Source organism: Microbacterium mangrovi (assembly GCF_000802305.1).
GTDB classification, from domain to species: Bacteria; Actinomycetota; Actinomycetes; order Actinomycetales; family Microbacteriaceae; genus Microbacterium; species Microbacterium mangrovi.
In genome coordinates this window covers 436830-462163 of the sequence record NZ_JTDK01000006.1, presented here as the reverse complement: position 1 = coordinate 462163, position 25334 = coordinate 436830, and the positions used below count along the sequence as shown (strand labels likewise).

At 70.6% G+C, this 25334-nt stretch carries 21 protein-coding genes; 8 read left to right on the top strand and 13 right to left on the bottom strand.

The window, feature by feature from the left end:
- Positions 1-3 precede the first annotated feature (3 nt).
- From LK09_RS06035 to LK09_RS06000, 8 genes are all read right to left on the bottom strand, one after another.
- Positions 4-1269, bottom strand: a complete 1266-nt coding sequence (locus tag LK09_RS06035) for a sugar ABC transporter permease (RefSeq protein WP_039397141.1) — start codon at positions 1267-1269, stop codon at positions 4-6.
- Entirely contained in the window at positions 1266-2051 is a 786-nt protein-coding gene (locus LK09_RS06030; protein WP_039397139.1) for an ATP-binding cassette domain-containing protein, read from the bottom strand. Before LK09_RS06030 ends, LK09_RS06035 begins: the two co-directional genes overlap by 4 nt.
- Before the next feature lie 76 nt (positions 2052-2127).
- Positions 2128-3201: a sugar ABC transporter substrate-binding protein gene (locus LK09_RS06025; protein ID WP_039397137.1), complete on the bottom strand. Its 1074-nt coding sequence runs from the start codon at positions 3199-3201 to the stop codon at positions 2128-2130.
- Between the two features lie 174 nt (positions 3202-3375).
- A complete protein-coding gene (locus LK09_RS06020; RefSeq protein ID WP_052226453.1) occupies positions 3376-4584 on the bottom strand; it encodes a sugar ABC transporter permease in 1209 nt (402 codons plus the stop codon).
- Complete coding sequence (locus LK09_RS06015) at positions 4581-5483, bottom strand: ATP-binding cassette domain-containing protein (protein WP_082008081.1); 903 nt, start codon at positions 5481-5483, stop codon at positions 4581-4583. Before LK09_RS06015 ends, LK09_RS06020 begins: the two co-directional genes overlap by 4 nt.
- Positions 5484-5491: 8 nt before the next feature.
- The gene (locus LK09_RS06010; protein WP_039397135.1) at positions 5492-6553 is read right to left on the bottom strand and encodes a sugar ABC transporter substrate-binding protein; all 1062 of its coding nucleotides are present in this window, start codon (positions 6551-6553) and stop codon (positions 5492-5494) included.
- 14 nt (positions 6554-6567) lie between these two features.
- The gene (locus tag LK09_RS06005) at positions 6568-7755 is read right to left on the bottom strand and encodes an ROK family transcriptional regulator (RefSeq protein ID WP_197060973.1); all 1188 of its coding nucleotides are present in this window, start codon (positions 7753-7755) and stop codon (positions 6568-6570) included.
- A gap of 66 nt (positions 7756-7821) precedes the next feature.
- Positions 7822-8688, bottom strand: a complete 867-nt coding sequence (locus tag LK09_RS06000) for an NYN domain-containing protein (protein WP_039397132.1) — start codon at positions 8686-8688, stop codon at positions 7822-7824.
- 21 nt (positions 8689-8709) lie between these two features.
- Between LK09_RS06000 and LK09_RS05995 the strand changes: the two genes are divergently transcribed.
- Entirely contained in the window at positions 8710-9084 is a 375-nt protein-coding gene (locus tag LK09_RS05995) for a PLD nuclease N-terminal domain-containing protein (protein WP_039398128.1), read from the top strand.
- Positions 9085-9090: 6 nt separating this feature from the next.
- On the opposite strand, the gene LK09_RS05990 is transcribed toward LK09_RS05995, so the two are convergent.
- Positions 9091-10419 carry an O-acetylhomoserine aminocarboxypropyltransferase/cysteine synthase family protein gene (locus tag LK09_RS05990; protein WP_039397130.1) on the bottom strand — a complete coding sequence of 443 codons (1329 nt, stop codon included), beginning with the start codon at positions 10417-10419 and terminating at the stop codon, positions 9091-9093.
- Between the two features lie 68 nt (positions 10420-10487).
- Here LK09_RS05990 and LK09_RS05985 point away from each other — a divergent pair, with 68 nt between their 5' ends.
- A complete protein-coding gene (locus LK09_RS05985) occupies positions 10488-11315 on the top strand; it encodes a sulfurtransferase (RefSeq protein WP_052226451.1) in 828 nt (275 codons plus the stop codon).
- Positions 11316-11321: 6 nt separating this feature from the next.
- On the opposite strand, the gene LK09_RS05980 is transcribed toward LK09_RS05985, so the two are convergent.
- The 3 genes from LK09_RS05980 to hrpA all read right to left on the bottom strand — a co-directional run bounded on the left by LK09_RS05980 (position 11322) and on the right by hrpA (position 17214).
- Positions 11322-12260: an EamA family transporter gene (locus LK09_RS05980; protein ID WP_039397127.1), complete on the bottom strand. Its 939-nt coding sequence runs from the start codon at positions 12258-12260 to the stop codon at positions 11322-11324.
- A gap of 5 nt (positions 12261-12265) precedes the next feature.
- The gene (locus LK09_RS05975) at positions 12266-13207 is read right to left on the bottom strand and encodes a quinone oxidoreductase family protein (protein ID WP_039397125.1); all 942 of its coding nucleotides are present in this window, start codon (positions 13205-13207) and stop codon (positions 12266-12268) included.
- Between the two features lie 77 nt (positions 13208-13284).
- Complete coding sequence (hrpA, locus tag LK09_RS05970; protein WP_039397123.1) at positions 13285-17214, bottom strand: ATP-dependent RNA helicase HrpA; 3930 nt, start codon at positions 17212-17214, stop codon at positions 13285-13287.
- A gap of 78 nt (positions 17215-17292) precedes the next feature.
- Between hrpA and LK09_RS05965 the strand changes: the two genes are divergently transcribed.
- The 4 genes from LK09_RS05965 (at position 17293) to LK09_RS05950 (ending at position 21268) form a co-directional block, all read left to right on the top strand.
- Positions 17293-18123, top strand: a complete 831-nt coding sequence (locus LK09_RS05965) for an aldo/keto reductase (RefSeq protein WP_039397121.1) — start codon at positions 17293-17295, stop codon at positions 18121-18123.
- A 165-nt stretch (positions 18124-18288) separates the two neighbouring features.
- Complete coding sequence (gene hisC / locus LK09_RS05960) at positions 18289-19377, top strand: histidinol-phosphate transaminase (protein WP_052226579.1); 1089 nt, start codon at positions 18289-18291, stop codon at positions 19375-19377.
- Complete coding sequence (locus LK09_RS05955) at positions 19374-20789, top strand: amino acid permease (protein WP_039397118.1); 1416 nt, start codon at positions 19374-19376, stop codon at positions 20787-20789. Before hisC ends, LK09_RS05955 begins: the two co-directional genes overlap by 4 nt.
- Positions 20789-21268 carry an Lrp/AsnC family transcriptional regulator gene (locus LK09_RS05950; protein ID WP_039397115.1) on the top strand — a complete coding sequence of 160 codons (480 nt, stop codon included), beginning with the start codon at positions 20789-20791 and terminating at the stop codon, positions 21266-21268. The genes LK09_RS05955 and LK09_RS05950 overlap by 1 nt, the downstream gene beginning before the upstream one ends.
- An 18-nt stretch (positions 21269-21286) precedes the next feature.
- Here LK09_RS05950 and LK09_RS05945 read toward each other — a convergent pair whose 3' ends face one another.
- Positions 21287-22861, bottom strand: coding sequence for a dolichyl-phosphate-mannose--protein mannosyltransferase (locus LK09_RS05945; protein ID WP_039397113.1), 1575 nt, complete (start codon positions 22859-22861; stop codon positions 21287-21289).
- Between the two features lie 23 nt (positions 22862-22884).
- Between LK09_RS05945 and rsmI the strand changes: the two genes are divergently transcribed.
- On the top strand, positions 22885-23703 hold the full coding sequence (rsmI, locus tag LK09_RS05940; protein WP_039397112.1) for a 16S rRNA (cytidine(1402)-2'-O)-methyltransferase: 819 nt from the start codon (positions 22885-22887) through the stop codon (positions 23701-23703).
- Between the two features lie 54 nt (positions 23704-23757).
- Positions 23758-25332, top strand: coding sequence for a methionine--tRNA ligase (gene metG / locus LK09_RS05935; RefSeq protein WP_039397110.1), 1575 nt, complete (start codon positions 23758-23760; stop codon positions 25330-25332).
- Positions 25333-25334: the final 2 nt, after the last annotated feature.

Sequence of the window (25334 nt, the reverse complement as noted above, 5' to 3'; positions counted from 1 at the left end):
CGCCTACGCTCTCGCGCCGCCGCTGCGCAGCCGCGACAGGGCATCGACCGTGGCCGCGAGGATCAGCACGCCGCCGGTGACCAGCAGGTTGATGCCGGACGGCAGGTTCAGCAGACCGAGGCCGTTGGTGATCGCCGCGATCACCAGGGCGCCGAGGGCCGCGTGGATGAGACGACCGCGCCCGCCGAAGAGGCTGACACCGCCGACGACGGCCGCAGCGACACCGCTCAGCACGATGTCACGGCCGGCCGCGGCATCCACGTTGCCGATGCGGGCCACGTCGAACAGCTGCGAGACGACCGCGAGCGACGAGCAGACGACGAACGCCGACCACTTGACCCACCGCACCTTGACACCCGACCGGCGGACGGCTTCGGCGTTGCCGCCGATGGCGTACAGGTACCGGCCGAACTTGGTGCGGTCGAGCACGAACGTGCCGATCCAGAGGATCGCCAGCACGATCGGGACGATCATCGGCACGCCCTGCACCGGGATGATCGACTGCGAGCGGTTGAGGTTGAGGAAGTAGACGACGACGCCGCCGATCACCAGGATGACGCCGAGCTTGATCCACACCAGCGAGATGTCGCGGTTGGGGACGCCTGCGCGCGTGCGGCGCGAGCGGTCCCAGAACGACATGCCGCCCGAGACCGCGAGCACGACCAGCAGAAGGACCCAGCCGGCCCAGACCGGGAGGTTGCTGTTCATGATGGCGCTGATCGCGGGCACCTGCATCTGGTACAGGCCGCCCGACCCGATGACGACCAGGGCCAGGCCCTGATAGCCGAGGAACAGACCCAGCGTGACGACGAACGACGGGATGCCGACGCGCGCCACGAAGAAGCCGATCACGGAGCCGGTCACGATGCCGAACAGGAAGCCGACGATGAGCGCGATCGGCCACGGGATGTGCGCGACGTCGTTGAGCACGACGAACAGCGCCACGCCGACGCCGCCGGTGACGCCGGCGGACAGGTCGATCTCGCCGAGCAGCAGCACGAAGACGAGCGCCATGCCCAGCATCACGAGGCTCGCGGCCTGGTTGATGAGGTTGGCGAGGTTGCCCGCGGTGAAGAAGTACGGGCTCAGGATCGAGAACAGGATCGACAGGACGACGAGTCCGCCGATGGCGGGGAGCGCGCCCATCTCGCCGCCCCGGATCCGCTGCCACCAGGCGTCGATCTGGTCGCGCAGGCCGCCCTCGACGCCGCTGCCGATGAGGTCCGAGGCTACCGGGTCCGGTGCCGCCTCCGTGCGCTGGACGGTCATGCTGCGCCGCCTTCCATGTTGATGGTGGAGGTGCCGATGTGCGGGACCGTGGTCTTGGTGCCGGTGATGTAGCCGACGATGTCGTCGCGAGTCGTGTCTGCGGTGTCGATCTGCACGACCATCTGGCCGAGGTACAGCACGGCGATGTCGTCCGCCACCTCGAAGACGTCCGCGAGGTTGTGGGAGATGAGGATGACCGCGACTCCCTGCTCGCTCAGCCGCTTGACGAGGTTGAGGACCTGCTCGGTCTGCGCCACGCCGAGCGCAGCGGTCGGCTCGTCGAGGATCACGACGCGCGCCTTCTTCAGCACCGCGCGCGCGATGGCGACGGTCTGCCGCTGGCCGCCGGAGAGGCTCGAGACCTTCTGCCGCACGGACTTCACGGTGCGCACGGAGAGCGACCGGAGAGTGTCGGATGCCTCCTTCTCCATGCGGCCCTCGTCGAAGGTGCCGGTGCGCATCTCCTCGCGGCCGAGGAACATGTTCTGGACGATGTCGAGGTTGTCGGCCAGGGCGAGGTCCTGATACACGACCTCGATGCCGAGTGCGCCCGCTTCGCGGGGCGTGTGCAGGTCGTGGTGCTGACCGTCGATGCGCACCTCGCCCTCGTCGTAGGGCTGGACTCCGGCGAGGCCCTTGATGAGCGTGGACTTTCCGGCGCCGTTGTCGCCGACGAGGGCGGTGACCTTGCCCGGGTGGACACGGAGATCGACGCCCTTGAGGACGCTGACGGGGCCGAAGGACTTCTTCACGCCCACGAGTTCGATGATGGGTTCTGGCATTGCTCGCTTCCCTGCGATCAGATGCGCGGGGAGGGCGCCGCGCGTGGCCGCGCGACGCCCTCACCGTGGCGCGGTGTTACTTGACGCCGTACTTCGTGCAGGCGGCCTGCAGTTCGGCGGTGTTGCAGATGTCCGACGCGGACGCGTCGCCGGCGGCGACGACTTCCTCGACCTCGTGCGGGCCCACGGACTTCGGGGTCACAGCGATGTACGGGGTGCCGTCGGCGAGCTTCTGCGTGTACTGCGGCTTGTTGCCCTTCAGGAGTGCGATCGCCACGGCGGTGGCGGCGTCGGCCTCGAGCTTGACCGGCTTGTAGACCGTGCCGGTCTGCCAGCCGAGCAGCACGTTCTGAAGACCGGCGACGCTGGCGTCCTGGCCGGATACCGGCACCTGACCCGCCTTGAAGCTGTTCTTCAGCACCGAGATCACGCCGGCCGCGTTGGTGTCGTTGGCGACCCAGACCGCGTCGACTTTGCCGCCCTGCGAGGTCAGAGCCTGCTGGAAGTTGGTGGCCGACTTGGACTGGTCCCAGACACCGGCGGGCTCAGCGGCGGGCTTGATGCCGGCCTTGGACATCACGGAGTCTGCGCCGTCGTGGAACATCTTCGCGTTGTTGTCGGTCGGGTCGCCGCCCATGTAGATGACCTTGGCGGTCTTCGGGTCCTTGTGGAGAGCCGTGAGGCCGTCGACGATCATCTGGCCCTGGAGCGCGCCGACCTTGACGTTGTCGAACGACACGTAGTAGTCCGAGCCGGTGAACGAACGGTCGTAGGCGATGACCGGGATGCCCTGCGCCTTGGCCTTCTTCGCGACGCCCACCGCGGCGCCGTTGTAGTCGACGAGGATCATCACGCCGCAGCCCTTGGTGAGCTGCTGGTCGCCGATCGTGGCGTACTTGCTGGTGTCGCCCTGCGCGTTCTGGATGTCGGCGGTGAAGCCGGCCTTGGTGAGACCCTCGTTGAGGTACTTGCGGTCGAAGCTCTCCCAGCGCGGCGAGGAGGCCGAGTCGGGGAGGATCACGCACGCGCGCTTGCTGGCGGCGTTCGCGGTGGAGGTCGAGCCCCCGCCTCCTGAGCCGGAACAGCCGGCCAGCAGGAGCGCACCGGCACTGACCAGAGCCGCCGCAGCCAGGATGGAAGACTTCTTCATCTTTCGCCTTTCGTCTTTGAAACGCAGATCCGGCGCCGCGCCCCAGTGAGCGAGCAAGGTCTGCTGAACAGATACTCATTCAAAGGTATCCCTGGCGTCAAGTCTTGAACGTAACGCTTTGGCAACGCCGGTTCACGCGTTCGTTCAGTGAACGCAATGAGCCGGTGAGATCCGTCAGCCGCGACCGGTGGCGGCGCGCGTGCGACGCGACATGGCGTCGATGATGACCGCCAGGACCAGCACCACGCCGGTGACCATGTAGCGCACCGAGGAGTCCAGGTTCAGCAGGGTGAGGCCCGACGAGATCGACTGGATGACGAGCACTCCGATGAGCGCCGAGTAGGCCGACCCGCGCCCGCCGAACAGGCTCGTGCCGCCGATCACGGCGGCGGCGATCGCGTTCAGGTTCGTGTCTCCGACCCCGGAGCTCTGATTGGCGGCGGCCAGATGCGCGGCGGCCAGGATGCCGCCCAGCGCCGCGAACGAGGAGCACAGGGCGAACGCCGACACGAAGATGCGGCCGACGCGGATGCCGGCGCGTCGGGCGGCCTCCTGAGAGCCGCCGACGGCGTAGATCGCGCGCCCCCATCGCGTGCGCGTGAGCAGGATGTCCATCGTCACCACGAGGGCGAGGAAGAACACGAACATGACCCCGACGCCGCGGGACAGGTTGAGGTACCAGGTGGCGCCGAGGAGCAGCACGAGCAGCACCCCGCCGCGCACGCCGATCGACAGCAGGCTCTGACTGTCGAGGTTCGCGGCCGCGCGTCTTCGGGCGAGCCGGACGCGCGATCCGACCGACACCGCGACGGCCGCCACCACGAGGACGTACGAGGCCCACGCGGGAAGGAACATCCGCTGGGCGAACAGGACGATCCACGACGTGAACGGAAGATTGATGGACCCGGTGTCGCCGAGGACCTTCAGCTGCAGCCCGAGAAAGCCCAGCAGTCCCGCCAGGGTCAAGATGAAGCTCGGCACGCCGAACCGCGTGAAGATGAACCCGTAGAGCAGGCCCGCGCACAGCCCCGTGGCGATCGCGGCCGCGATCGCGAGCACCGGATTCCACTGCAGCTGCACGAAGGTGACGGTCAGCACCGCGGCGGCCAGACCCGACACCGACCCCACCGACAGGTCGATCTCTCCCACCAGCAGGACCACGACGACCCCGAGGGCGATCGTGCCGATCGCAGCGCACTGCATCGTGAGGTTGACGAGGTTCGTGCTGGAGAGGAAGACCGGGTTCAGGGTCTGGAACACGGTCCAGATGACCGCGAGGCCGACGATCACCGGGAGCGGGCCGAGATCGCCTCCGCGGATGCGCGCGACGACGAGGCTCGCGGCCTCCTGGATGCGTCCTGTGCTCGGCTGCTCGTCACTCATCGCTCCTCGCCCCCGTCCGGGCGGCCGTCCCGCCGTCGCGGCGGGAACCTCCGGTCGGTGGGCAGCGCGATGATGTTGGTGTCGCGCGGAACGACCGGGGGCGGCGGAGGCGGTGGGGTCGGGGCGGCGGACGGCGTGCCGGGACGGCGGCCGGACGCGTCGGTCGCCCCGGTGATCGCGGCGATCAGGATCTCCGTGGTGACGTCCGCCACGTCGTAGACGCCGTTGTTGCGTCCGAGTCGCAGCACGACCACGCGGTCGGCGACCGCGAGCACGTCGGCCATGTTGTGGCTGATCAGGATCACGCCGTGCCCGCGCTCGCGGAGGCGCTCGATGAGGTTGAGCACCTCGGCGGTCTGCGCCACCCCCAGGGCGGCGGTGGGCTCGTCCAGGATGACGATCCGCGGATCGCCGATGAGTGACCGTGCGATCGCCACGGTCTGCCGCTGGCCGCCGGAGAGCGACGCCACCGGAACCCGCACCGAGGGCACCTTCGCGGCGAGCTCGCGCAACAGGGTCCAGGTGCGCTCCTCCATCTCGACCTCGTCGAGCAGGCGTCCGTCGACGAGCTCGCGCCCGAGCCACAGGTTGGCCACGACGTCGAGGTTGTCGCACAGCGCCAGGTCCTGGAAGACGGTCGCGATCCCGAGCGCCTGCGCGTCGGCGGGGGAGCCGATCGTGACGTCCGTCTCGTCGAAGGTGACCGTTCCGGCATCCGGCGGGTGCACGCCCGCGAGGATGTTCACCAGGGTCGACTTGCCGGCGCCGTTGTCTCCGACCAGCGCCACGACCTCGCCCTCGTCCACCCAGAAGTCGACGTCGGTGAGCGCCTTGACCGCACCGAAGTGCTTGCGGATGGCGTGCATGGTCAGCACGCGGGTGCGGGTTCTCGAGGCCATCGTGTGCCCTACCGTATCCCGGCTCGCGCGCACGCCTGCGCATACGCCGGAGTGCAGATGTCCTTCGCGGTCCAGAAGCCGTTCGCGATCACCGTGCTCTCGATGTTGCCCACCGTGACCGGAACGGGCTCGAGCAGGGTCGTGGGCGTCCCGTCGACGGTCGTCTGCCCCGTGACCTTGCGGCCCTCGATGAGATCCACCGCGACGTCGGCGGCCCGCTCGGCCTGGGGCTTGAGCGCCTTGTAGACCGTCATGTACTGCTGTCCGGCGACGATGCGCTGCACGGCGGAGAGCTCGGCATCCTGACCGGTGACCGGAGGGATCGGGGTGACGCCGGCTGCGACGAACGCCGCCACCGCACCGCCGGCCACGCCGTCGTTCGCGGCATAGACGCCCGTGATCCGGTTGCCGTACTGCGCGATCTGGCCGGCCACCCATTCCTGCGCCTTGTCCGGGCTCCAGCCGGGGGTGTCGAACTCGGCCAGCACCTGCAGGCCGCTGTTGTCGAGCACACGGTGGGCGCCGTCGCGGAATTGCCGCGCGTTCGTGTCGGTGGGGGAGCCGTTCACGACCAGGATGCCGCCGCGCGCCTTGCCCGCCGCGCTCAGTGCGTGCACCAGGGCCGTGGCCTGCTGCATGCCGACCTTCTCGTTGTCGAACGAGACGTAATAGGCCAGCCCGCCGCCGGAGATGAGGCGGTCGTAGGAGATGACGGGCACGGATTGGGCGCGGGCTTCGGCGACGATGCTCGCGGCGGCGTTGGAGTCCACCGGGTCGAGCACGAGCACGCGAGCTCCGGCGGCGAGGGCCGATTCGGCCTGCTGCTGCTGCACCGCGGCGTCCTGCCCGGCGTTCGCGTAGAGCACGTCGTAGTGCCCGAGTTCCGCGACCCGCTTCTCGAAGAAGGGCCGGTCGAAGGTCTCGTAGCGCGCGGTCTTGCTCTCCGGGAGCAGGAGGGCGATCTTCGGTTCGCCCGATCCCGTCGAGCAGGAGACCGCGGATGCCGCGACCAGCACCCCGGTCGCGAGGGCGGCGATGGCGCGCAGGAGTGTGCGGAACCTCTGGTGCATGGATCGATCCGCGATCACGCCGATACGGCGGCGACGTCGGCGGCGACGGACACGTGATCCAGGGCGACGGCGATCGCGCCGCGCGTCTCGGCCCACTCGCCGAACGTCGTCTCGACGATCTCGGGGAGCCCGGCGGCGGTGGGGAGCGCGGTGCGCTCCAGAGAGTGGCGCATGGGCGCGATCAGCGTCTCTCCGGCACCGGCCAGTTCACCGCCCACCACGATGAGCTCCGGGTCGAAGAGGTTGCACAGGCTCGCCGTCGCGATGCCGATGTGGCGGCCGGCGTCGGCGATCACGCGCCGTGCGCCGGAATCGCCGTCCTCCGAGGCCTGGATGAGATCGCTGAGGCGCGGCATCCGCTCGGCCGGCGGGAACAGGGCCAGCAGGGCCGGGCCGGCGGCGTAGGTCTCGAGGCATCCGCGATTGCTGCAGCGGCACACCGGGCCGTTCTCGTCGATCGTGACGTGCCCGATCTGCCCGGCCTTGCCGTTGACGCCGCGGAACAGGTCGCCGTGCACGACCAGGCCCGCGCTGATCGTGTGCCCGACGCGGATGTACACCGTCGAGGCGGCCCCGCGGCCGGCGCCCTCGCGCGCTTCCGCGAGCCCGCCGAGGTTCGCCTCGCTGTCGGCGAAGACCGGGCGGTCGATGCGCGCCGACAGGCTCGCCGCGATGTCGACGCCGTCCCAGCCGCGCAGCAGCCCGGGGGTGGAGATCATGCCCGTGCGGGGATCCAGGGGCGCGGGGACCGCGAGGCCCACCGCGAGGAGGTCGGACACGCTCCCGCCGAGGGACTCCATCATGTCGCTCAGCAGCAGGCTCAGCCGGTCGAGTTCGGCGTCGTGGCGGTGGTCGACGGGGAGCGGGAGCGTCGTCTGGCTGACGACCGTGCGGGTGGCGTCGGCGATCGCGATGTGCAGGCTCCGCGAGCTGTAATGCACGCCGGCGACCAGACCCACCTGACGGGCGAGCGACACGAGCGTCGCCCGGCGCCCGCTGCGGGAGGTGAAGGAGGTGTGCAGGATGCCGCTGGCGGTCAGCTCCTTGACGATGTTCGACACCGTGGCAGGGGACAGGCCCGTGCTGCCTGCCAGCTCGACCTGGGTCAGGCGCCCGTGCCTCTTGAGCGACTCGAGCAGTCGCGCCCGATTCGCTTCTCGGAGGGACGTCTGCGAGCCGGGAGGAATGTTCCGGCGTACCACAGTGACACTGTACCGGACGGCCTCTGCGCCGACCGGGGGTTTTCGATGGCGGGGCTGTCAGTGCCGTCAGCGTTTGGCGGGCACGAGGCGGATCTGCACGATATTGCCCGACTCGTCCATCTCGGCGATGTCGGCATGCGCCTTCAGGAAGTCAGAGAACGACCGGTGCCCGAGGGCCCTCTCGCTGAACGACGGGTCCAGCCGCTTGATGAGGTCCTTCACCGCGCTGGCATGGCGCCACTCGTCGCCACCGTCTTTGTCGGCTTCGAGGCGCAGGGCGCGTTCAAGCAGTGCGCCGCCGGGGTCGGCGGGCTGCTTGGCCCGTCGCGTGCGGGAGGCGGGTGCATCCTTCTTCTCGGCCTCGGCGATGGCCGGCTTCACCCCCGGCAGCGAGTCGTAGGCGTCGAACCTGTCACAGGCGGCCGCGAGGGACTTGGCGGTGGAGCCGGCCACGCCCACTCCGACCACGTACCGGCCCAGCCGCTTGCAGCGCTGCGCCAGCGGCACGTAGTCGCTGTCGCCGGCGACGATCACCACGTGCGTGAGATCGGGGAGGCGGAACATGTCCTCCACCGCGTCCACGGCGAGGCGGATGTCGGCCCCGTTCTTGGCGTAGGCCGCCGCCGGGAACAGCTGCACGAGGTCGACGGCGCGCGCCACGAGCTGCGAGCGGTACTCGGCGTTGACCGGCGAGGACCAGTCCGCATATGCGCGGGTCAGCACGAGGGTGCCGAAGGATGCCGCGTAGTCGATGATCGCGCCGACGTCGATCGTCGCGTTGGACAGCCGCTCCAGGCTCTCCGGATCGCCGGCGGCGATCTTCTGCCGGTCACGCGAGTACGAGTTGCGCCCGTGGACGCGGTCGTACCAGCTCATGACGATGTTGTCGAAATCGAGATACACCGCGACGCGGGCGTCCTGGGAGTCGGCCATGCATCCAGTATGGTCGGCGTCATGTGGATCCTGTCGCTGCTCATCCTCGCCGCAACGATCTTCGCGATCGTCGACATCGTGCTGCGCGACGAGGACGCGATCAAGCATCTGCCGAAGATCGCGTGGCTGTTCCTCGTGATCCTCATCCCGGTGCTCGGCACGATCCTGTGGTTCACCCTCGGTCGCGAATGGCCCGAGCGGGCCCCGCGCCCGCAGCCGCGTCCCGCGAGCGCACCGGTCGTCCCGCCGGCGGCGCGGGCGGGCGCCGCGGGCGATCCCCGCTCCACGGAGCAGCAGCTGGCCGACCTGGAGCGTGAGATCGAGGAGGACCGGCTGCGCGCCGAACTGGCACGCCGGCGCCGCGACCAGAAGGATGCCGGCCCCGACGCGTCGTGACCGAGATCAGGCCGCGGTGAGGGCCTGATCCAGGTCCGCGACGAGGTCGTCGGCGTCTTCGAGGCCGATCGACAGCCGCACGGTCGTCCACGAGATGCCGGCATCCGCCAGCTGCTGCGGCGTCATGTGGCTGTGGGTCATGGATGCCGGGTGGGCGACGAGGCTGCGTGCATCTCCGATGTTCGCGACCAGTCTCAGCACCCGCAGGCGCGCGATGAACGCCTCGACCGCGGCGAAGTCGGCTTCGGCGTCCCCCCTGGAGACGAGGTCGAACGAGAACACCGACGCGTTGCCGCGCGGCAGGTAGGCGGCGCTGAGCGCGTTCCACCGGTTCCCGTCGAGGCCGGGGTGGTGCACGGCGGCGACGGCGGGGAGCGTGGCCAGGTGCTCCGCGACCCGCTGCGCGGACGCGCTGTGCCGCGACATCCGCAGGTCGAGCGACTCCATGCCCTGGAGCAGCTGGAAGGCGTTGAACGCAGACAGCGACGGGCCCAGATCGTGGGAGTACTTGGTCTTCACGAGCGAGATGTACGGCGAACCGGACTCCCCGAATCGCTCGACCAGGCTCTTGCCCGGAACGCGGGCGTACGACTGCGTGAGCTGCGGCCACTTCTCCGGCTCCGCGGTGAAGTCGAACGTGCCGAGGTCGACGACGGCTCCGCCGAGGGAGGTGCCGTGCCCGCCGAGGAACTTGGTCGCCGAGTGCACCGTGATGTCGGCGCCGTGCTCGCCCGGGCGCTGCAGGTACGGGGTCGCCACGGTGTTGTCGATGACCAGCGGCACGCCGGCCGCGTGGGCGAGGTCGGCGACCGTGCGCACATCGAGCACCTGGGCGATCGGGTTGGCGATGGACTCGGCGAAGAAGGCCCGGGTCGAGGGGCGCACCGCATCCCGCCAGGCCTGCGGGTCGTCCTGGTCGACGAGGGTGGTCTCGATGCCCCAGTCGGGGAAGGTGTCGGTGAGGAGGTCGACCGTGCCGCCGTAGAGCTGGGCGGCCGCCACGATGTGCCCGCCCCGGCCGGCGAGGGCGAGCAGCGCCAGGGCGACCGCCGCCTGTCCGGACGCCACGCCCGCGGCGGCGATGCCGCCTTCGAGGGCGGCGACGCGCTGCTCGAACACCGCGACCGTCGGATTCGCCGCCCGGCTGTAGATGTCCCCCTCGCGCTGCAGTGCGAAAAGTTCACGCGCCTGGGTGAGCGACGTGAACTCGAAGGCGTTCGACTGGTAGATCGGCGGGATGGCCGTGTGCGAGACCGCACCGGCCGTGTATCCGGCCTGCACCTGCGTCGTCGCGAACGAGGATGCGGCGGGGCGACAGTCGGGGGAGTCGGGCATTCGCCCATTCTCGCGGATGGGCCCCCGCGCACACCCGGGTATGTGACGTCGTGTGTCATCGTGGGTGGGTGAACGTGCTGATCGACGCCGCGACCCTCAATGCCCTGCCCGATGTGTGCATCCTCGACGTGCGTTACCGTCTCGACAAACCGGACGGCCGCGACGACCACGCAGCCGTGCACATCCCCGGGGCGGTGTACGTCGATCTGGAGACCGAGCTGTCGCAACCCGGCGCACCAGGCGACGGGCGGCATCCGCTGCCGACGCTGCCGGTGCTGCAGGCCGCCGCGCGGCGCTGGGGCATCCGGCCGGGACAGAAGGTCGTCGCATACGACGCGGGCACGTCTCTGGGCGCCGGCCGCGCCTGGTGGCTGCTGCTGGCCGCGGGCATCGCGAACGTGCAGGTGCTCGATGGAGGGCTGCGGGCGTGGACCGACGCCGGTTTCGCGGTCGAATCCGGCGAATACGTTCCGGAGCCGAGCCGGATCGAGCTGTCGGACTATGTCTTCCCCGGCGGTGCCATCGACATCGACGAGGCGGCCGCGTGGCCTGGCCACGGCGTGCTCGTCGACGTGCGGGCGGCAGAGCGCTTCCGCGGTGAGACCGAGCCGATGGATCCGGTCGCCGGGCACATCCCGGGGGCCGTCAACCTTCCGGCGTCCCGTTACGTCGACCCGGCGTCCGGGATGTTCGCCACCCCCGCGGAGATCCGGGCCGCGTTCGCCGAGGTCGGCGCGACCGGCGATCGGCCCGTGGCGGCATACTGCGGGTCGGGCGTCACCGCGGCCCAGGCGGCTCTGGCCGCAGCGATCGCCGGTCTCGACGTCGCGGTCTACCCGGGCTCCTGGAGCCAGTGGTCCAACACCCCGGGCAGGCCGGTCGCCGTCGGCGAGTGACGTGCGTCAGGAGGCGCCGAGCAGCACGGACGCCACGACCGCGAGGACCACGCCGGCCAGCTGCATCACGGTGAGCCGCTCGCGCAGCACGATCCAGGCCAGCACGATGGTCGAGACCGGATAGAGGTTGTTGAGCACGGCGACAACCGCGAGGTCGCCGGTGTGCAGGGCCATCATCACGGCCGCGTTCGCGACCGCGGTGAACGCGCCGGACGCGACGCCGAGCTGCACGCCGACCGCCGTCTTCGCCGGCACGGTGCGGATCGCGCCGCTCGCGACGCCGACGTCCGGGCCGTGCGGCGTTCCCACGGCATCCCCCGGAGCATCGAGGCTCGCCAGCCATCGCCGGACGGGCCGGACCACGGCCGCGACGGCGACCAGCAGCAGGAGGACGAGAGCGGACACGCCGCTGTCGAGGAAGGCCGGGATCAGATTCGACGACTCCGGCGGCACGTCGAGCGCGACGATGCAGAATCCGAACGAGAGCCCCGAGATGATCGTATACAGCAGGGTGCGTCCTCGAATGCCGCCGCTGCTGCCGCCGCCGGCGGATCCCGCCAGGACCGAGCCGACGATGGCGAGGGCGATCGCGACCCAGGCGAGGGGGCTCAGCGCCGCCCCGAACACGACCGACCAGAGCACCGGCACGGCCGAGTTGAGCAGCGCGATCAGCGGGGCGATGAGGGAGATCGGACCGGCGGCGAGGGCGGCGTAGAACGTGAGGAAGCCGGATGCCGCGAACAGCCCGGCCAGCGAACCCATGACGAGGGTCGTCGCCGACCACTCGCCGCCGGTGAACATCAGGACGATCGCGAGCAGGACTGCGGCGACGGACGTGCTGGTGACGGTCGTCGGCAGCACGCGCCAGCGTCGGGCGGACAGACCGCCGAGGAAGTCGCCGACGCCGTAGGTGACGGCGGCCGCGAGAGCGAGGAGGACGGGCATGGCGGTCAGGGGAGGAGGGTGACCTTGCCGTCGACGCCCGCGTGCACGACGCGGTGCGCCTCGGCGGCCTCGGCGAGCGGGTAGGACGGACCGAGTTCGACCGAGAACGCGCCGGCGGCCATGAGCGCCAGCGTCACCGGCATCGCCTCGTCGCGCCACGCGAGCTGCTGCCGGGTGAGCGGGTGCGGCGCACCTCCCGAGTAGGCCTGGATGCCGAGGCCGGCGGCGTCGGCGCCGCGCACGAGCGTGGCGATCCGGTCGCCGTCGGCGAGGAGCGCCAGGGATGCTTCGAGCGCCTCGTCGGTCCCGGCGGCATCGAGGATCACGGTCACGCCGGACCCGGCCGTGTCGCGGACGCGTTCCACGAGGCCCTCGCCGTAGACCAGGGGGGTCGCACCCAGCGACCGGACGCGGTCGAATCGACGCGGCGACGCGGTGGCCAGCACGCGCGCCCCCCAGAGCATCGCGAACTGGATCGCGGCCTGCCCCACGGCGCCGGAGCCGCCGTGGATCAGGAGCGTGTCGTTGGCGGTGACGTCCAGCGACCGCAGCGCCTGGTACGCGGTCGCCGCCGGGATGCCGATCGCCGCCCCCTCCGCGGCGCTGACGCGCGGCGGCCGCGGAAGCGCCGACGAGACCGGGACGACGACGTCGGTGGCATACAGGCCGGTGGCGCCGAACAGGACCACTTCGTCGCCGACGGCGAAGCCCTCGACGCCGGATCCGACGGCGGTGACGTGGCCCGCCCCGTCCGAGCCGGGCCGCCGCGGGGTGGTGATGGCGCCGGTCTTTCGCAGCCCGCTGCGCTGCTTCCAGTCGATCGGGTTCACCCCCGCCGCCGTGATGCGCACCGCGAGCTCGCCCGGCCCGGGGGCCGGTGTCGGCACCTCGACGAGGGTGAGCACCTCGGGGCCGCCGAACTCGGTGTACTGGATCACGCTGGCCATCGCACGAACCCTTCGTCGCTGTTTCTGTACCGGCTGGACGCCATCGCCCAGTCTATGGGGAGCGCCGCCGGAGCAGGCTATTCGCGCAGGGCCTTCTGGATCCGCTGCAGCGACACGGGCTCGGCGGTGCCGAGCGTCTGGGCGAACAGGCTCACCCGGTACTCCTCCAGAAGCCAGCGCGTGTGCACCAGCGCGGCGGGGGTGTCCGGCGTCGTCGGGATCGTGCCGCCCGCTTCCGCGTACAGCGTCGCGGCGCGTTCGAATTCGGTCTGACGCTGCCGGTCGCGCCCCGGCGCCTCCGGCAGGCCGTTCACCCGCATCAGGGCGGCCTGGAGGTACCGGGGCAGATGCTGCAGGCGGGCCGATCCGGTCGCCGACACGAATCCCGGGTGGATGAGGCCCGCCAGCTGCGCCTTGACGTCGTTCAAGGCGGCGAGCAGGGTGAGCGCGTTCTGCCCCTTCACTGCGCGTTCGACGTCGCGGTGCAGGGTGAGGATGCGGGCACACAGCGAGACGAGCTGGAAGAGGTCGTCCACGACCCGGGCGCCGAAGTCGTCCCGGACGCGCGCGAACGCCTCCGCCGACCGGATCGGAGCGTTGCCGGCGTCGCTGATGCAGCGGTCGGCGACGGCGGTGCGGGCATCCTCGACGAGTGCGCGCGCCGAGGAGTACGGCGACGCGGCCAGCGCGAGCTTCTCCGGCGCGGTGAGGTGGTCGAGGACGTAGGACGCCGGGGAGGGGCTCGACAGCAGGAGCAGCCGGCGCACGCCCGCGCGGGTGCGGGATCGCGCGGCATCCGGGCTCGCTTCGATCCGCACGCTCACACTGGTGCCGTCGTCGACGAGTGCGGGGTATCCGCGCACCACGCCTCCGGCCACCTTCGTGTCGACGACGTCGGGCAGCGAGCCGAAGTCCCACGTGGTCAGGCCGGTCCGCTCGACGACCGCGGCAGCGAGAGCCGCCGGGGCCGACGTCGCGGGAGCGGCCGGTCCGCCCCGGCGTGGCGTCGTGGCGGTGAGGGACCGCGAGACCGCGGTGCGGGCACGATCGGACAGCCGGCGCTGCAGCGTCGCGAGGTCCCGGTCGGCACCGGCCGCGCGTCCGCGCTCGTCGACCGCCCGGAAGGCGATCCGCAGGTGCTCCGGCACGCGGTCCATCTCGAAGTCCGCCGGCGTCACCGGCTGGTTCGCGACCCGCTGGATGCGTGCGGCGAGCGCCTCCCGCAGCGTCTTGGGCGGTGCGCCGTCGTGCATCTCCGGCCCGTCGGCGGCGAGTTCCTCGGCGAACTTCGCGGCCCAGTCGGCGGCGGGGACCACGTGTCGGCGGATCGCCTTCGGGAGCGCCCGGATGAGCGCGGCGATCAGTTCGTCGCGCATCCCCGGCACCTGCCAGTCGAATCCGTCGGGCCGCACCTGCGCGAGGAGGGCCAGGGGCACGACGGCGGTCACGCCGTCATCCGGGGCGCCGGGTTCGAACCGGTAGGCGAGCGAGAGCACCTGGTCGCCCTGGCGCCACCGCGTCGGGAAGTCGCGTTCGTCGGTGCGGGCGACCTCGTCGCGCAGGTCGGACTCGGCCATGTCGAGCAGGCGCGGCGTGCGAGACGAGGCATCCTTCCACCAGGTCTCGAACGAGCGCACGTCGAAGACGTCCGACGGGATGCGTGCGTCATAGAACGCGTACACGGCCTCGTCGCCGACGAGGATGTCGCGCCGGCGCTCGCGCTCCTCGATCTTCTCGAGCGTGCGGCGCAGCTCGAGGTTGCGGCGCCAGAACGCGGTCAGGCGCTTGTCCAGGTGCGCCGGCTCCCATTCCCCGTCCACCAGCGCATGGCGCAGGAACAGTTCGCGCGCGAGCGGACGGTCGATGCGGGCGAGCTGCACCCGGCGGCGCGGGATGATCTCCACCCCGAACAGCGTGACCTTCTCGGCCGCGACGGCGGCGCCGGCATCCTTCGACCAGTGCGGGTCGCTCAGGCTGCGCTTGGCGAGGTCGCCGGCGAGCGGTTCGGCCCACGCCGGATCGATGACCGCGACCGTGCGCCCGTAGAGGCGAGAGGTCTCGACGAGCTCGGCGGCCATGACCGCCTGCGCGCGCGTGCGGCGCAGGGCGGACCCCGGGAACACCGAGAACGTCGTCCCGCGCGCACCGCGGTACTGCGCCTGCGGCCGCCGTGCGTCGGACGCCTTCGCCGCGCGCTTGTCCTTCGCGGAGCTGCTTTGCCGCTCGTCGAGGATGCCGATGTGCGAGAGCAGACCGGCGAGCACGGCGCGGTGGATCTGGTCGCCCTCCTGGCCGGGAGCGGATGCCTCGCCGGAGGTCGGGGTGTCGCGGACCCGGAGCAGGGACTGCAGCTGGCGATGCACGTCGAACCACTCGCGCACCCGGATGTAGTTGAGGTGCTCGGCGCGGCAAAGACGCCGGAATGCGCTCGATCCGAGCTCGCGCTGATTCTCGCGCAGGTGCTCCCAGAGCTTCAGGATGCTCAGGAAGTCGCTGGTCGGGTCGGTGAACCTCGCGTGCAGTCGGTCGGCTTCGTCCCGCTTGTCCTCCGGGCGCTCGCGGACGTCCTGGATGGACATCCCGGCGACGATCGCGAGCACCTGGGGGAGCACCCCCGTGCGGCGGGCCTCGAGGAGCATGCGGGCGAACCGCGGATCGATCGGCAGACGCGCGATCTCCCGGCCCAGGTCGGTGAGTTTGGCGCCCCCGCCGGCACGCCCGGGCTGGACCGCGCCGAGCTCGGTGAGCAGGTCGAGGGCGGCCTTCACGCCGCGGGAGTCCGGGGGAGTGAGGAACGGGAAGGATGCGACATCCCCGAATCCCAGGGCGAGCATCTGCAGCACGACCGCCGCCAGGCCGGTGCGGAGGATCTCGGGTTCGGTGAACTCCGGGCGCGCGTCGAAGTCCGACTCGGCGTACAGGCGGATCGCGATGCCCGGGGCGGTGCGGCCCGCGCGGCCGGACCGCTGCTGCGCGGACGCCTGCGAGATCGCCTCGATCGGCAGCCGCTGGATCTTGCTGCGGTTGCTGTACCGCGAGATGCGCGCCGTGCCGGTGTCGACGACGTACCGGATGCCGGGGACGGTGAGGCTCGTCTCGGCGACGTTCGTGGCCAGGATGACCCGGCGGCGCAGGCCCGCGACCGTGGACCGCTCGAAGACCCGGTGCTGCTCGGCGGCGGACAGCCTCCCATACAGCGGCAGGACCTCCGTGGGGGCGGCATCCTTCGCGTACAGGCCGCGCACCGCGTCGGCGGCGTCGCGGATCTCCGCCTCGCCGGGAAGGAAGACCAGCACGTCGCCGGGCGCCTCCCGGTCGAGCTCCCGCAGCGCGCCGGTCAGCGCGTCGATGTCGTCGCCGGTCGCGTCCGCCTCCTCACCGGCCTGATCGACCGGCGGGCGGTAGCGGATCTCCACCGGGTAGGTGCGGCCGGAGACCTCGATGACCGGCGCGGGCACCGGGTCGCGGCCCTCGCGGCCGGGCGCCGCGAAGTGCCGGGCGAAACTCTGCGGGTCGATGGTCGCCGACGTGACGATGACCTTCAGGTCGGGGCGCTTGGGCAGGATGCGGCGGAGGTACCCGATGAGGAAGTCGACGTTGAGCGAGCGTTCGTGCGCCTCGTCGATGATGATCGTGTCGTAGCGGCGCAGCAGGCGGTCGCGGTGGATCTCGTTGAGGAGGATGCCGTCGGTCATCAGCGCGACGCGCGTGTCGGCGGAGACCTTGTCGGTGAAGCGCACCTTGTACCCGACGGCGCCGCCGAGCGGCACCTCCATCTCCTCGGCGATGCGCTCGGCGACGCTTCGGGCGGCGATGCGGCGCGGCTGGGTGTGCGCGATGGCCGTGCGGCCTAGCTCGAGGCAGATCTTCGGCAGCTGGGTCGTCTTGCCGGAGCCGGTGGCCCCGGCCACGATGACCACCTGGTGGTCGCGGATGGCGGCGGCGATCTCGTCGCGCGCTGCGGAGACGGGCAGCTCGGGCGGGTAGGAGATCACGGGCTCGGACATAGCCTTCGATCGTATCAACGCTGATTCCCCCGTCTTCTCGCCGCGCTCGTCACCGTTCCGGCTCCTAGGCTGGAGAGCATGACGGTTCCCGACATCACACTCAATGACGGATTCACGATTCCCCAGCTCGGCTACGGCGTCTTCCTCGTGCCGCCGGCCGACACGGAGCGGGCGGTGAGCGAGGCCCTGGACCTCGGCTACCGCCACATCGACACCGCCGCCATCTACGGCAACGAGGAGGGCGTGGGCCGTGCCATCGCGGCATCCGGAATCGCCCGCGACGACCTGTTCGTGACCACCAAGCTCTGGAACGACCGGCACGACGGCGACGAGCCGGACGCCGCCATCGCCGAAAGCCTCGAGAAGCTCGGCCTCGACCACGTCGATCTGTATCTCGTGCACTGGCCGACGCCGGCCAAGGACAACTACGTGCACGCGTGGGAGAAGCTCATCGCGATCCGCGAGCGGGGTCTGTCGCGCTCGATCGGCGTGTCCAACTTCCTCGCCCCGCACCTGCAGCGCGTCATCGACGAGACCGGGGTCGTGCCGGCGGTCGACCAGATCGAGCTGCACCCCGCGTACCAGCAGCGCGACGTCACCGGCCTCGCCGCTCAGCACGACGTCAAGATCGAGGCGTGGGGGCCGCTGGGCCAGGGCAAGTACGACCTGTCCGCCGAGGCGCCCATCGCCGCCGCCGCGGCCGCCCACGGCAAGTCCCCGCAGCAGGTCGTGATCCGCTGGCACCTCCAGCGCGGCCGTATCGTGTTCCCGAAGTCGGTGCGCCGTGAGCGCCTGGCCGAGAACCTCGACGTCTTCGGCTTCGACCTGACCGAAGCCGAACTGACCGCGATCGACGGCGTCGACCGGCCCGACGGGCGCGTCTCGGCGCACCCGGACGAAGTGAACTGATCGACCGGCGACCCGCATCGGACTGGACAATCCGCCCAGTCCGATGCGGGTTCTGTTCGTCAGTCTGTGCGTTGTGTTCAGCAAACAGTGGGCCGATTGCCTCGCGGCATCCGCTTCCCTAGGGTGGCACTCGCCGTTGTCACCGCACGCAAGGACGCTCACACGATGACCACCCTCCACACCCGCCCCGGCCTCGAGGCGATCCCCGCCTACCGGCAGGGACGCGCCGCCGCCCCCGGAGCATCCAAGCTCTCGTCGAACGAGTCGCCGCATCCGCCGCTGCCCTCGGTGGTGCGCGCCCTGCAGCAGCAGCTCGGCGGCATCCACCGCTACCCGCGCATGAACGCCCCCGAGATCATCGGGCGTCTCGCCGAGCGCCACGGCGTCGATGTCGCCCAGGTCACGGTGGGCGCCGGATCGGTCGAACTGGCCGCGCAGCTCATCCACGCCGTCGCCGGCGTGGGCGACGAGGTCATGTTCGCGTGGCGCTCGTTCGAGGCGTACCCGTCACTCGTCCGCATCGCCGGCGCCGTCCCCGTCGAGGTGCCGCTGGATGCCGACCACCGGCACGATCTGGACGCGATGCTGGCCGCGATCACCCCGCGCACGCGCCTGATCTTCGTGTGCAACCCGAACAACCCCACCGGCACGGTCGTCGGCGCCGCCGAACTCGAACGTTTCGTCGCTGCCGTCCCGCGCGACGTGCTGGTGGTGATCGACGAGGCGTACGTGCACTTCGACCGCACCGACTACTTCGTCGGCGCCCACCGCGGCGCCGGCGTCGAGCTCTTCCGCCGCTACCCGCACGTCGCCGTGCTGCACACCTTCTCGAAGGCGTACGGTCTCGCCGGGCTCCGCATCGGCTACGCGATCGCGCCCGCGGACGTCGCGGACAGCCAGCGCAAGGTGGCGGTGCCGTTCGGGGTCACCGAACTCGCCCAGTCGGCGGCGGTCGCGTCGCTCGACGCCGAGGCCGAGCTGGCCGAGCGCATCGACGAGGTCGTCGCGCAGCGCGAGCGTCTCTTCGCGCTCCTGCAGGATGCCGGCTGGCCCGCCGTCCCGAGCGAAGCGAACTTCATCTGGGTCCCGGCCGGTGATCGCGCCGTCGAACTGGACGAGCTGCTCCAGGCCGGCGGCGTGGTCGCCCGCACCTTCCCCGGCGAAGGCGTGCGGATCTCATCCGGATCGGCATCCGACATCGACAGGGTCGCGGACGCGCTGGCCCGCACCGCACGCACGGAGGCGTCCGCATGACCGAGGTACCCGTCACCACCACGACCACCCGGGGACTGCACCCCGGTCTGACCCGCCGCCAGATCTCCATGATGGGGCTCGGCGGCGCCATCGGCGCCGGGCTCTTCGTCGGCTCCGGTCAGGCGATCAGCATCGCCGGGCCCGCTGTGCTGATCTCGTACCTCATCGCCGGGACGATCGTCGTGCTCGTCATGACGATGCTGGCCGAGATGGTCGCCGCCAACCCGAGCTCGGGCGCGTTCAGCTCTTACGCCCAGAAGGCGATGGGCCGAAGCGCCGGCAGCGCGGTCGGCTGGCTCTACTGGATCCAGCTCGTCGTCGTGATCGCCGCCGAGGCGACCGGCGCCGCGGGCATCACGGCCGGATGGGTGCCGGGCGTGCCGGAATGGGCATGGGTGCTCGTCTTCGTCGCCGCGCTGACCGTGGTGAACCTGTTCGGCGTGCGCAACTACGGGCGCTTCGAGTACTGGTTCGCGGCGATCAAGGTCATCGCCATCATCGCCTTCCTCGTGGTGGGCGTGTGCGCGATCTTCGGCCTCATCCCCGGCCACCCGGCGACCGGATTCTCCAACCTGTACGCCCACGGCGGGTTCTTCCCCACCGGGATCGCCGGCATGGCGGGGGCGCTGCTGATCGTCGTGTTCGCCTTCGGAGGCACCGAGGTCGTCGCGATCGCGGCCGCCGAGTCCGACGACCCGTCGCACAACATCCGCCGCATCGTGCGGCAGGTGATGGTGCGGATCCTCGTCTTCTACGTCGGATCGATCTTCGTGATCGTGACCGTCCTCCCTTGGAACGACCCCGCCGTGAAGGCGGGTCCGTTCTCGGCCGTGCTCGCGACCCTCGGGCTGCCCGGCGTCGACCTGGTGATGTCGCTGATCGTCGTCATCGCTCTGCTGTCGGCGATGAACGCGAACATCTACGCGGCATCCCGCATGGCGTTCTCGCTCGGCGAGCGGGGCCTCGCGCCGCTCGTGGCGACGCGGGTCAGCGTCTCCGGGGTTCCGCGCGTGGCGGTGCTCGCCTCGGTCGCGTTCGGCTTCGTCACGGTCGTGCTCAACTGGCTGTTCCCCGACGCGGTGCTTCCGGCGCTGCTGAACGTGGTCGGCTCGACGCTCCTGGTCATCTGGACCGCGACCGCGGTGTCGGAGATCATCCTGCGCCGTCGTGCGGATGCCGCCGGCGTCGCACTGCCGATGCGGATGTGGGGCTTCCCCTGGCTGTCGATCGTCACGCTCGTGCTGCTGGGCGGGATCATCCTGCTCGCGATGCTCGACGAGGCCGCCCGGATCCAGCTGCTGCTGACCATGGCCCTCACGGTCGCGCTCGTGGTCATCGCGCGCCTGACCCGCGGCTCGTCGCGGCCCGGCGTCGTCCGGGAGCAGCTCGAGGAGCCTGCGGAGCGGCGCTGATGGAACTCGACCGGCTCGACGCCGCACTCATCCGGCTGCTCACCGACGAGCCCCAGCTGCCCGTGCTCGAGTGCGCGCGGCGGCTGGGCGTGGCCCGCGGAACGGTCACGAGCAGGCTCGCCCGCCTGCACGAGGGCGGGGTCGTCGAGGGCATCGTCCCGCGCGTCGAGCCGCGTGGGTTCGGATTCGCCCTGACCGCGTTCTGCCTCGTCGAGATCGATCAGAAGATCGGGCACGACGACGTCGCCCGGTCGCTGGCGGAGGCGATCCCGGAGATCATCGACATGTACACGGTGACGGGGGCGAGCGACATGCAGCTGCGTGTCGTCGCCCCCGACGCCGAGCTCATGCAGGACGTCCTGGATCGGATCGCCCTCGTCCCGGGCGTCGCGCGGACGGCATCCTCCATCGCCATGCGCACGCACTTCGCCGGGCGGACGATGCCCCTCGTGGAGCACGTCGTCAGCCGGCTGCCCTGATCGATCGGCTGCGCCGAGTCAGACCCAGGTCGACATCCAGTTGTGCAGGCGCCAGTACTCGTACGGCACCTCCATGCCCGTCCACACCGGATACCAGAACGCCGACACGAGCGTCACGATCACGAGGTACACGACGACGACGCGTTGACCGGCGAGTCTGCGCCGGTTGTCGGCATCGGGTCTGCCCGCGATCTCCCGCAGGGCGAAGGCGAGCGCGAGCAGCAGGAACGGCAGCATCGCGATCGTGTAGAACTGGAAGATCGTGCGCTGCGGATACTGCAGCCACGGCAGGTAGGTCGCCGCGATACCGGTCAGCACGAACGCGTACTTCCAGTTGCGGCGCAGCACGAAGGCGATCAGGAGGAAGATCGCCGCTGCCACGCCGCCCCACCAGATGAGCGGATTGGGGATGCTGGAGATCGCCTGCACGCAGCCGTTCGCGTCGCCGCAGCCCTTCTGCTGCGACCAGTACATCGACGTCGGACGGATCAGAAGGGGCCACTGCCAGGCCGGACTCTGATAGCTGTGCGGCGTCGTCAGCGAGACGTTGAACCGGTACATCTCCTGGTGGTACAGCCACAGGCTCTGCAGCGGCAGCGGCACCCAGGAGAACAGGCCGGTCGCCGGATGCGCGTCGGCCGCGTGCCGGTCCCAGCCCTTGTCGGTGACGAGCCACCCCGTCCATGACGCGAGGTAGACCACGAACGCCACCGGCACCGACACCAGGAAGGAGGCGAGACCCTGCCGGAGCCCGTCGAGCGCCCAGAAGTCCACGCCCAGGCGGCGCCGCGCCAGCATGTCGGTCACGATCACGTAGATCCCGACGGCGGCGATCAGGTAGAGGCCGGACCACTTCACCGCGGTCGCCGCACCCGCCGAGACGGCGGCCGCCATGAGCCACCACCGGCTCCACATGACCGGCCCCCAGCGCACGGCGCCGTCGTCGTCGGCGCGTGCCGCGATCAGGCCGGCCAGACGCCCGAGCTGACGTTCGCGGTCCAGGAGCACGAACCAGAACGTGAGCAGGATGAAGAAGGTCAGAATGCCGTCGAGCAGGCCGACGCGGCTCATCACGATGCCGACGCCGTCGATCGCGAGGAGGAACGCCGGGATCGTCGCGAACACGATCGATCCGGTCAGGCGCTTCGCGACGAAATACAGCAGCAGCACGGTCGCGGTGCCGGCGACGGCCACGCTGAACCGCCAGCCGAACGACGAGTCCGGGCCGAACAGCCACATGCCGACGCCCATGATCCACTTGCCCAGCGGCGGGTGCACCACGAAGCTGCCGACCGCCGTGTAGAGGTCGGTGTGGCCGCGCGCGAACGCCTCGTCGACGTTCGGTGGCCAGGTGCCGGGATACCCGAGGTTCCACTGGCTCCAGGCATCCTTCACGTAGTACGTCTCGTCGAAGACGATCGCGTGCGGATGCCCGAGGTTCACGAACCGCAGGAGGGCCGCGAGCAGCGTGACCAGGGTCGGGGCGAGCCAGCGCCACAGTCGCCGCTGTCGCGCGTTCGCGCGGACGCGGACGGCCCAGCGGTCGTACAGCGAGGGCTTCGTATCGGGGATGAGCAGGTCGGCCGTCGCCATGCCCTCCAGCCTATGCTGGGCTCGTGATCATCCTCGCGGCGACGCCCATCGGCAACCTCGGCGACGCATCCGTGCGCTTGCGCGAGGCGCTCGAGAACGCGACCGTCGTCGCCGCGGAGGACACCCGCACCACCCAGCGGCTCCTGGCCGCGCTCGGCATCCGGAACCGCCCGCGCCTGCTCGCCCTGCACGACCACAACGAGAAGGATCGTGCCGCGGAGATCGTCGCGATGGCGAGCACCGATGACGTGCTGGTGCTCAGCGACGCGGGGATGCCGACCGTCAGCGACCCCGGTTACGGCGTCGTCGCGACGGCCGCCGAGGCGGGCGTCACGGTCACCGCGATCCCCGGTCCGAGTGCCGTCGTCACCGCACTCGCGGTGGCCGGGCTCCCGACCGACCGCTTCACCTTCGAAGGATTCGTCGCCCGCAAGCCGGGGGAGCGCCGCAGCGCGCTGCGGGGCCTTGCCGCCGAGCCGCGCACGATGGTCTTCTTCGAGTCGCCCTCGCGCGTCGCCGCGACCCTCGCCGACATGGCCGAGGCCTTCGGCGCCGACCGGCCCGCCGCCGTGTGCCGGGAACTCACGAAGCTGCACGAGGAGGTGCGCCGGGGCGGGCTCGGCGAGCTCGCGCAGTGGGCGGCGGACGGCGTGCGCGGTGAGATCGTGGTCGTCGTCGGCGGAGCCCCCGCGCGGGTGATCGACTTCTCGGACGCCGTCACCCAGGTGCTGGAGCTCGTCCGCGGCGGGACGCGGCTGAAGGACGCCGCCGGCGAGGTGTCCGCGCACACCGGTCATTCGTCGCGTGAGCTGTACCAGGCATCCCTCGCCGTGCGCGGCTGACGCGCGCTTCGTCATCCGGAATTGCGCGGCATCCGCACGAATTAGACTCGTCGGGTGACATCCGGCGACTCGTTCTACATCACGACACCGATCTACTACCCCAGTGACGTGCCGCACATCGGCCACGGCTACACCACCGTGGCCGTCGACACGCTCGCGCGCTGGCACCGCCAGGCGGGTGACGACACCTGGATGCTCACCGGCACCGACGAGCACGGTCAGAAGATGCTGCGTGCCGCGGCGGCCAACGGCGCCACCCCGCAGGAGTGGGTCGACAAGCTCGTCGCCGAAGCGTGGTTCCCGCTGCTGCAGACGCTGAACGTCGCCAACGACGACTTCATCCGCACCACGCAGCCGCGCCACGAAGAGCGGGTGCAGGCGTTCGTCCAGGCGATCTACGACCGCGGGTACATCTACGCCGGCGAGTTCGAGGCGCTCTACTGCGTGGGGTGCGAGGAGTTCAAGACCGAGTCCGAGATCGTCGACGGCACCGGCGAGTTCGAGGGGCTGAAGGTCTGCGCGATCCATTCGAAGCCGCTGGAGCTGCTGCAGGAGAAGAACTACTTCTTCAAGCTCAGCGAGTTCCAGGACGCCCTGCTGGACCTGTACAAGAACACGCCCGACTTCGTGCGCCCGGATTCGGCACGCAACGAGGTCGTCTCGTTCGTCAAGAACGGCCTGAAAGACCTGTCGATCTCGCGATCGACGTTCGACTGGGGCATCAAGGTGCCGTGGGACGACAGCCACGTGATCTACGTCTGGGTCGACGCGCTGCTCAACTACGCCACCGCGATCGGCTACGGCGCCGACGAGGAGGAGTTCGGCCGCCGCTGGCCGGGCTACCACGTGGTCGGCAAGGACATCCTCCGCTTCCACGCGGTCATCTGGCCGGCCATGCTGATGGCTGCCGGCCTCGAGGTTCCGCGCGGCGTCTTCGCGCACGGCTGGCTGCTCGTGGGCGGCGAGAAGATGTCCAAGTCGAAGCTGACCGGCATCGCGCCCACCGAGATCACCGACGTCTTCGGGTCGGACGCGTACCGCTTCTACTTCCTGTCGGCGATCCCGTTCGGACACGACGGCTCATTCTCGTGGGAGGACCTCTCCGCGCGCTACCAGGCGGAACTCGCGAACGGCTTCGGCAACCTGGCATCGCGCACGATTGCGATGATCGAGCGCTATTTCGAGGGAATGGTTCCGCCGGCGGACGCCTACACCGCGGGAGATCTCGAGATCCAGCGGATCGTCGCGGATGCCGCGCGGTCGGCGGATGCCGCCGTCGAGCGATTCCGGATCGACGAGGCGATCGCGGCGATCTGGACGATCGTGGACGCCCTGAACGGCTACATCACCGAGAACGAGCCGTGGGCGCTGGCGAAGGACGACGCGCAGCGTGCCCGGCTCGGCACCGTGCTGTACACGGCCTCCGAGGGGCTGCGGGCCCTGGCGGCGCTGCTGTCGCCGGTCATGCCGATCTCGACCGAGAAGCTGTGGATCGCGCTCGGCGCGGCCGAGACGATCGGCCGGCTGTGCGACCAGCCGCTGCGCGAAGCCGGGACGTGGGGCGTGCTGCGCCCGGGCACCAGCGTGAACGGGCTCGCGCCGCTGTTCCCGCGCGTCGAGCAGAACTGATC

Coding starts and splice junctions, on each gene's coding strand:
- hrpA (WP_039397123.1), bottom strand. CDS start 17,214: ATGTCCGAGCCCGTGATCTCCTACCCGCCCGAGCTGCCCGTCTCCGCA.
- LK09_RS06035 (WP_039397141.1), bottom strand. CDS start 1,269: ATGACCGTCCAGCGCACGGAGGCGGCACCGGACCCGGTAGCCTCGGAC.
- LK09_RS06000 (WP_039397132.1), bottom strand. CDS start 8,688: ATGGCCGACTCCCAGGACGCCCGCGTCGCGGTGTATCTCGATTTCGAC.
- LK09_RS05980 (WP_039397127.1), bottom strand. CDS start 12,260: ATGCCCGTCCTCCTCGCTCTCGCGGCCGCCGTCACCTACGGCGTCGGC.
- LK09_RS06020 (WP_052226453.1), bottom strand. CDS start 4,584: ATGAGTGACGAGCAGCCGAGCACAGGACGCATCCAGGAGGCCGCGAGC.
- LK09_RS06025 (WP_039397137.1), bottom strand. CDS start 3,201: ATGAAGAAGTCTTCCATCCTGGCTGCGGCGGCTCTGGTCAGTGCCGGT.
- LK09_RS05955 (WP_039397118.1), top strand. CDS start 19,374: ATGACCGAGGTACCCGTCACCACCACGACCACCCGGGGACTGCACCCC.
- hisC (WP_052226579.1), top strand. CDS start 18,289: ATGACCACCCTCCACACCCGCCCCGGCCTCGAGGCGATCCCCGCCTAC.
- LK09_RS05975 (WP_039397125.1), bottom strand. CDS start 13,207: ATGGCCAGCGTGATCCAGTACACCGAGTTCGGCGGCCCCGAGGTGCTC.
- LK09_RS05995 (WP_039398128.1), top strand. CDS start 8,710: ATGTGGATCCTGTCGCTGCTCATCCTCGCCGCAACGATCTTCGCGATC.
- LK09_RS05950 (WP_039397115.1), top strand. CDS start 20,789: ATGGAACTCGACCGGCTCGACGCCGCACTCATCCGGCTGCTCACCGAC.
- LK09_RS06015 (WP_082008081.1), bottom strand. CDS start 5,483: ATGGCCTCGAGAACCCGCACCCGCGTGCTGACCATGCACGCCATCCGC.
- LK09_RS05990 (WP_039397130.1), bottom strand. CDS start 10,419: ATGCCCGACTCCCCCGACTGTCGCCCCGCCGCATCCTCGTTCGCGACG.
- LK09_RS05965 (WP_039397121.1), top strand. CDS start 17,293: ATGACGGTTCCCGACATCACACTCAATGACGGATTCACGATTCCCCAG.
- LK09_RS06010 (WP_039397135.1), bottom strand. CDS start 6,553: ATGCACCAGAGGTTCCGCACACTCCTGCGCGCCATCGCCGCCCTCGCG.
- LK09_RS06030 (WP_039397139.1), bottom strand. CDS start 2,051: ATGCCAGAACCCATCATCGAACTCGTGGGCGTGAAGAAGTCCTTCGGC.
- LK09_RS05945 (WP_039397113.1), bottom strand. CDS start 22,861: ATGGCGACGGCCGACCTGCTCATCCCCGATACGAAGCCCTCGCTGTAC.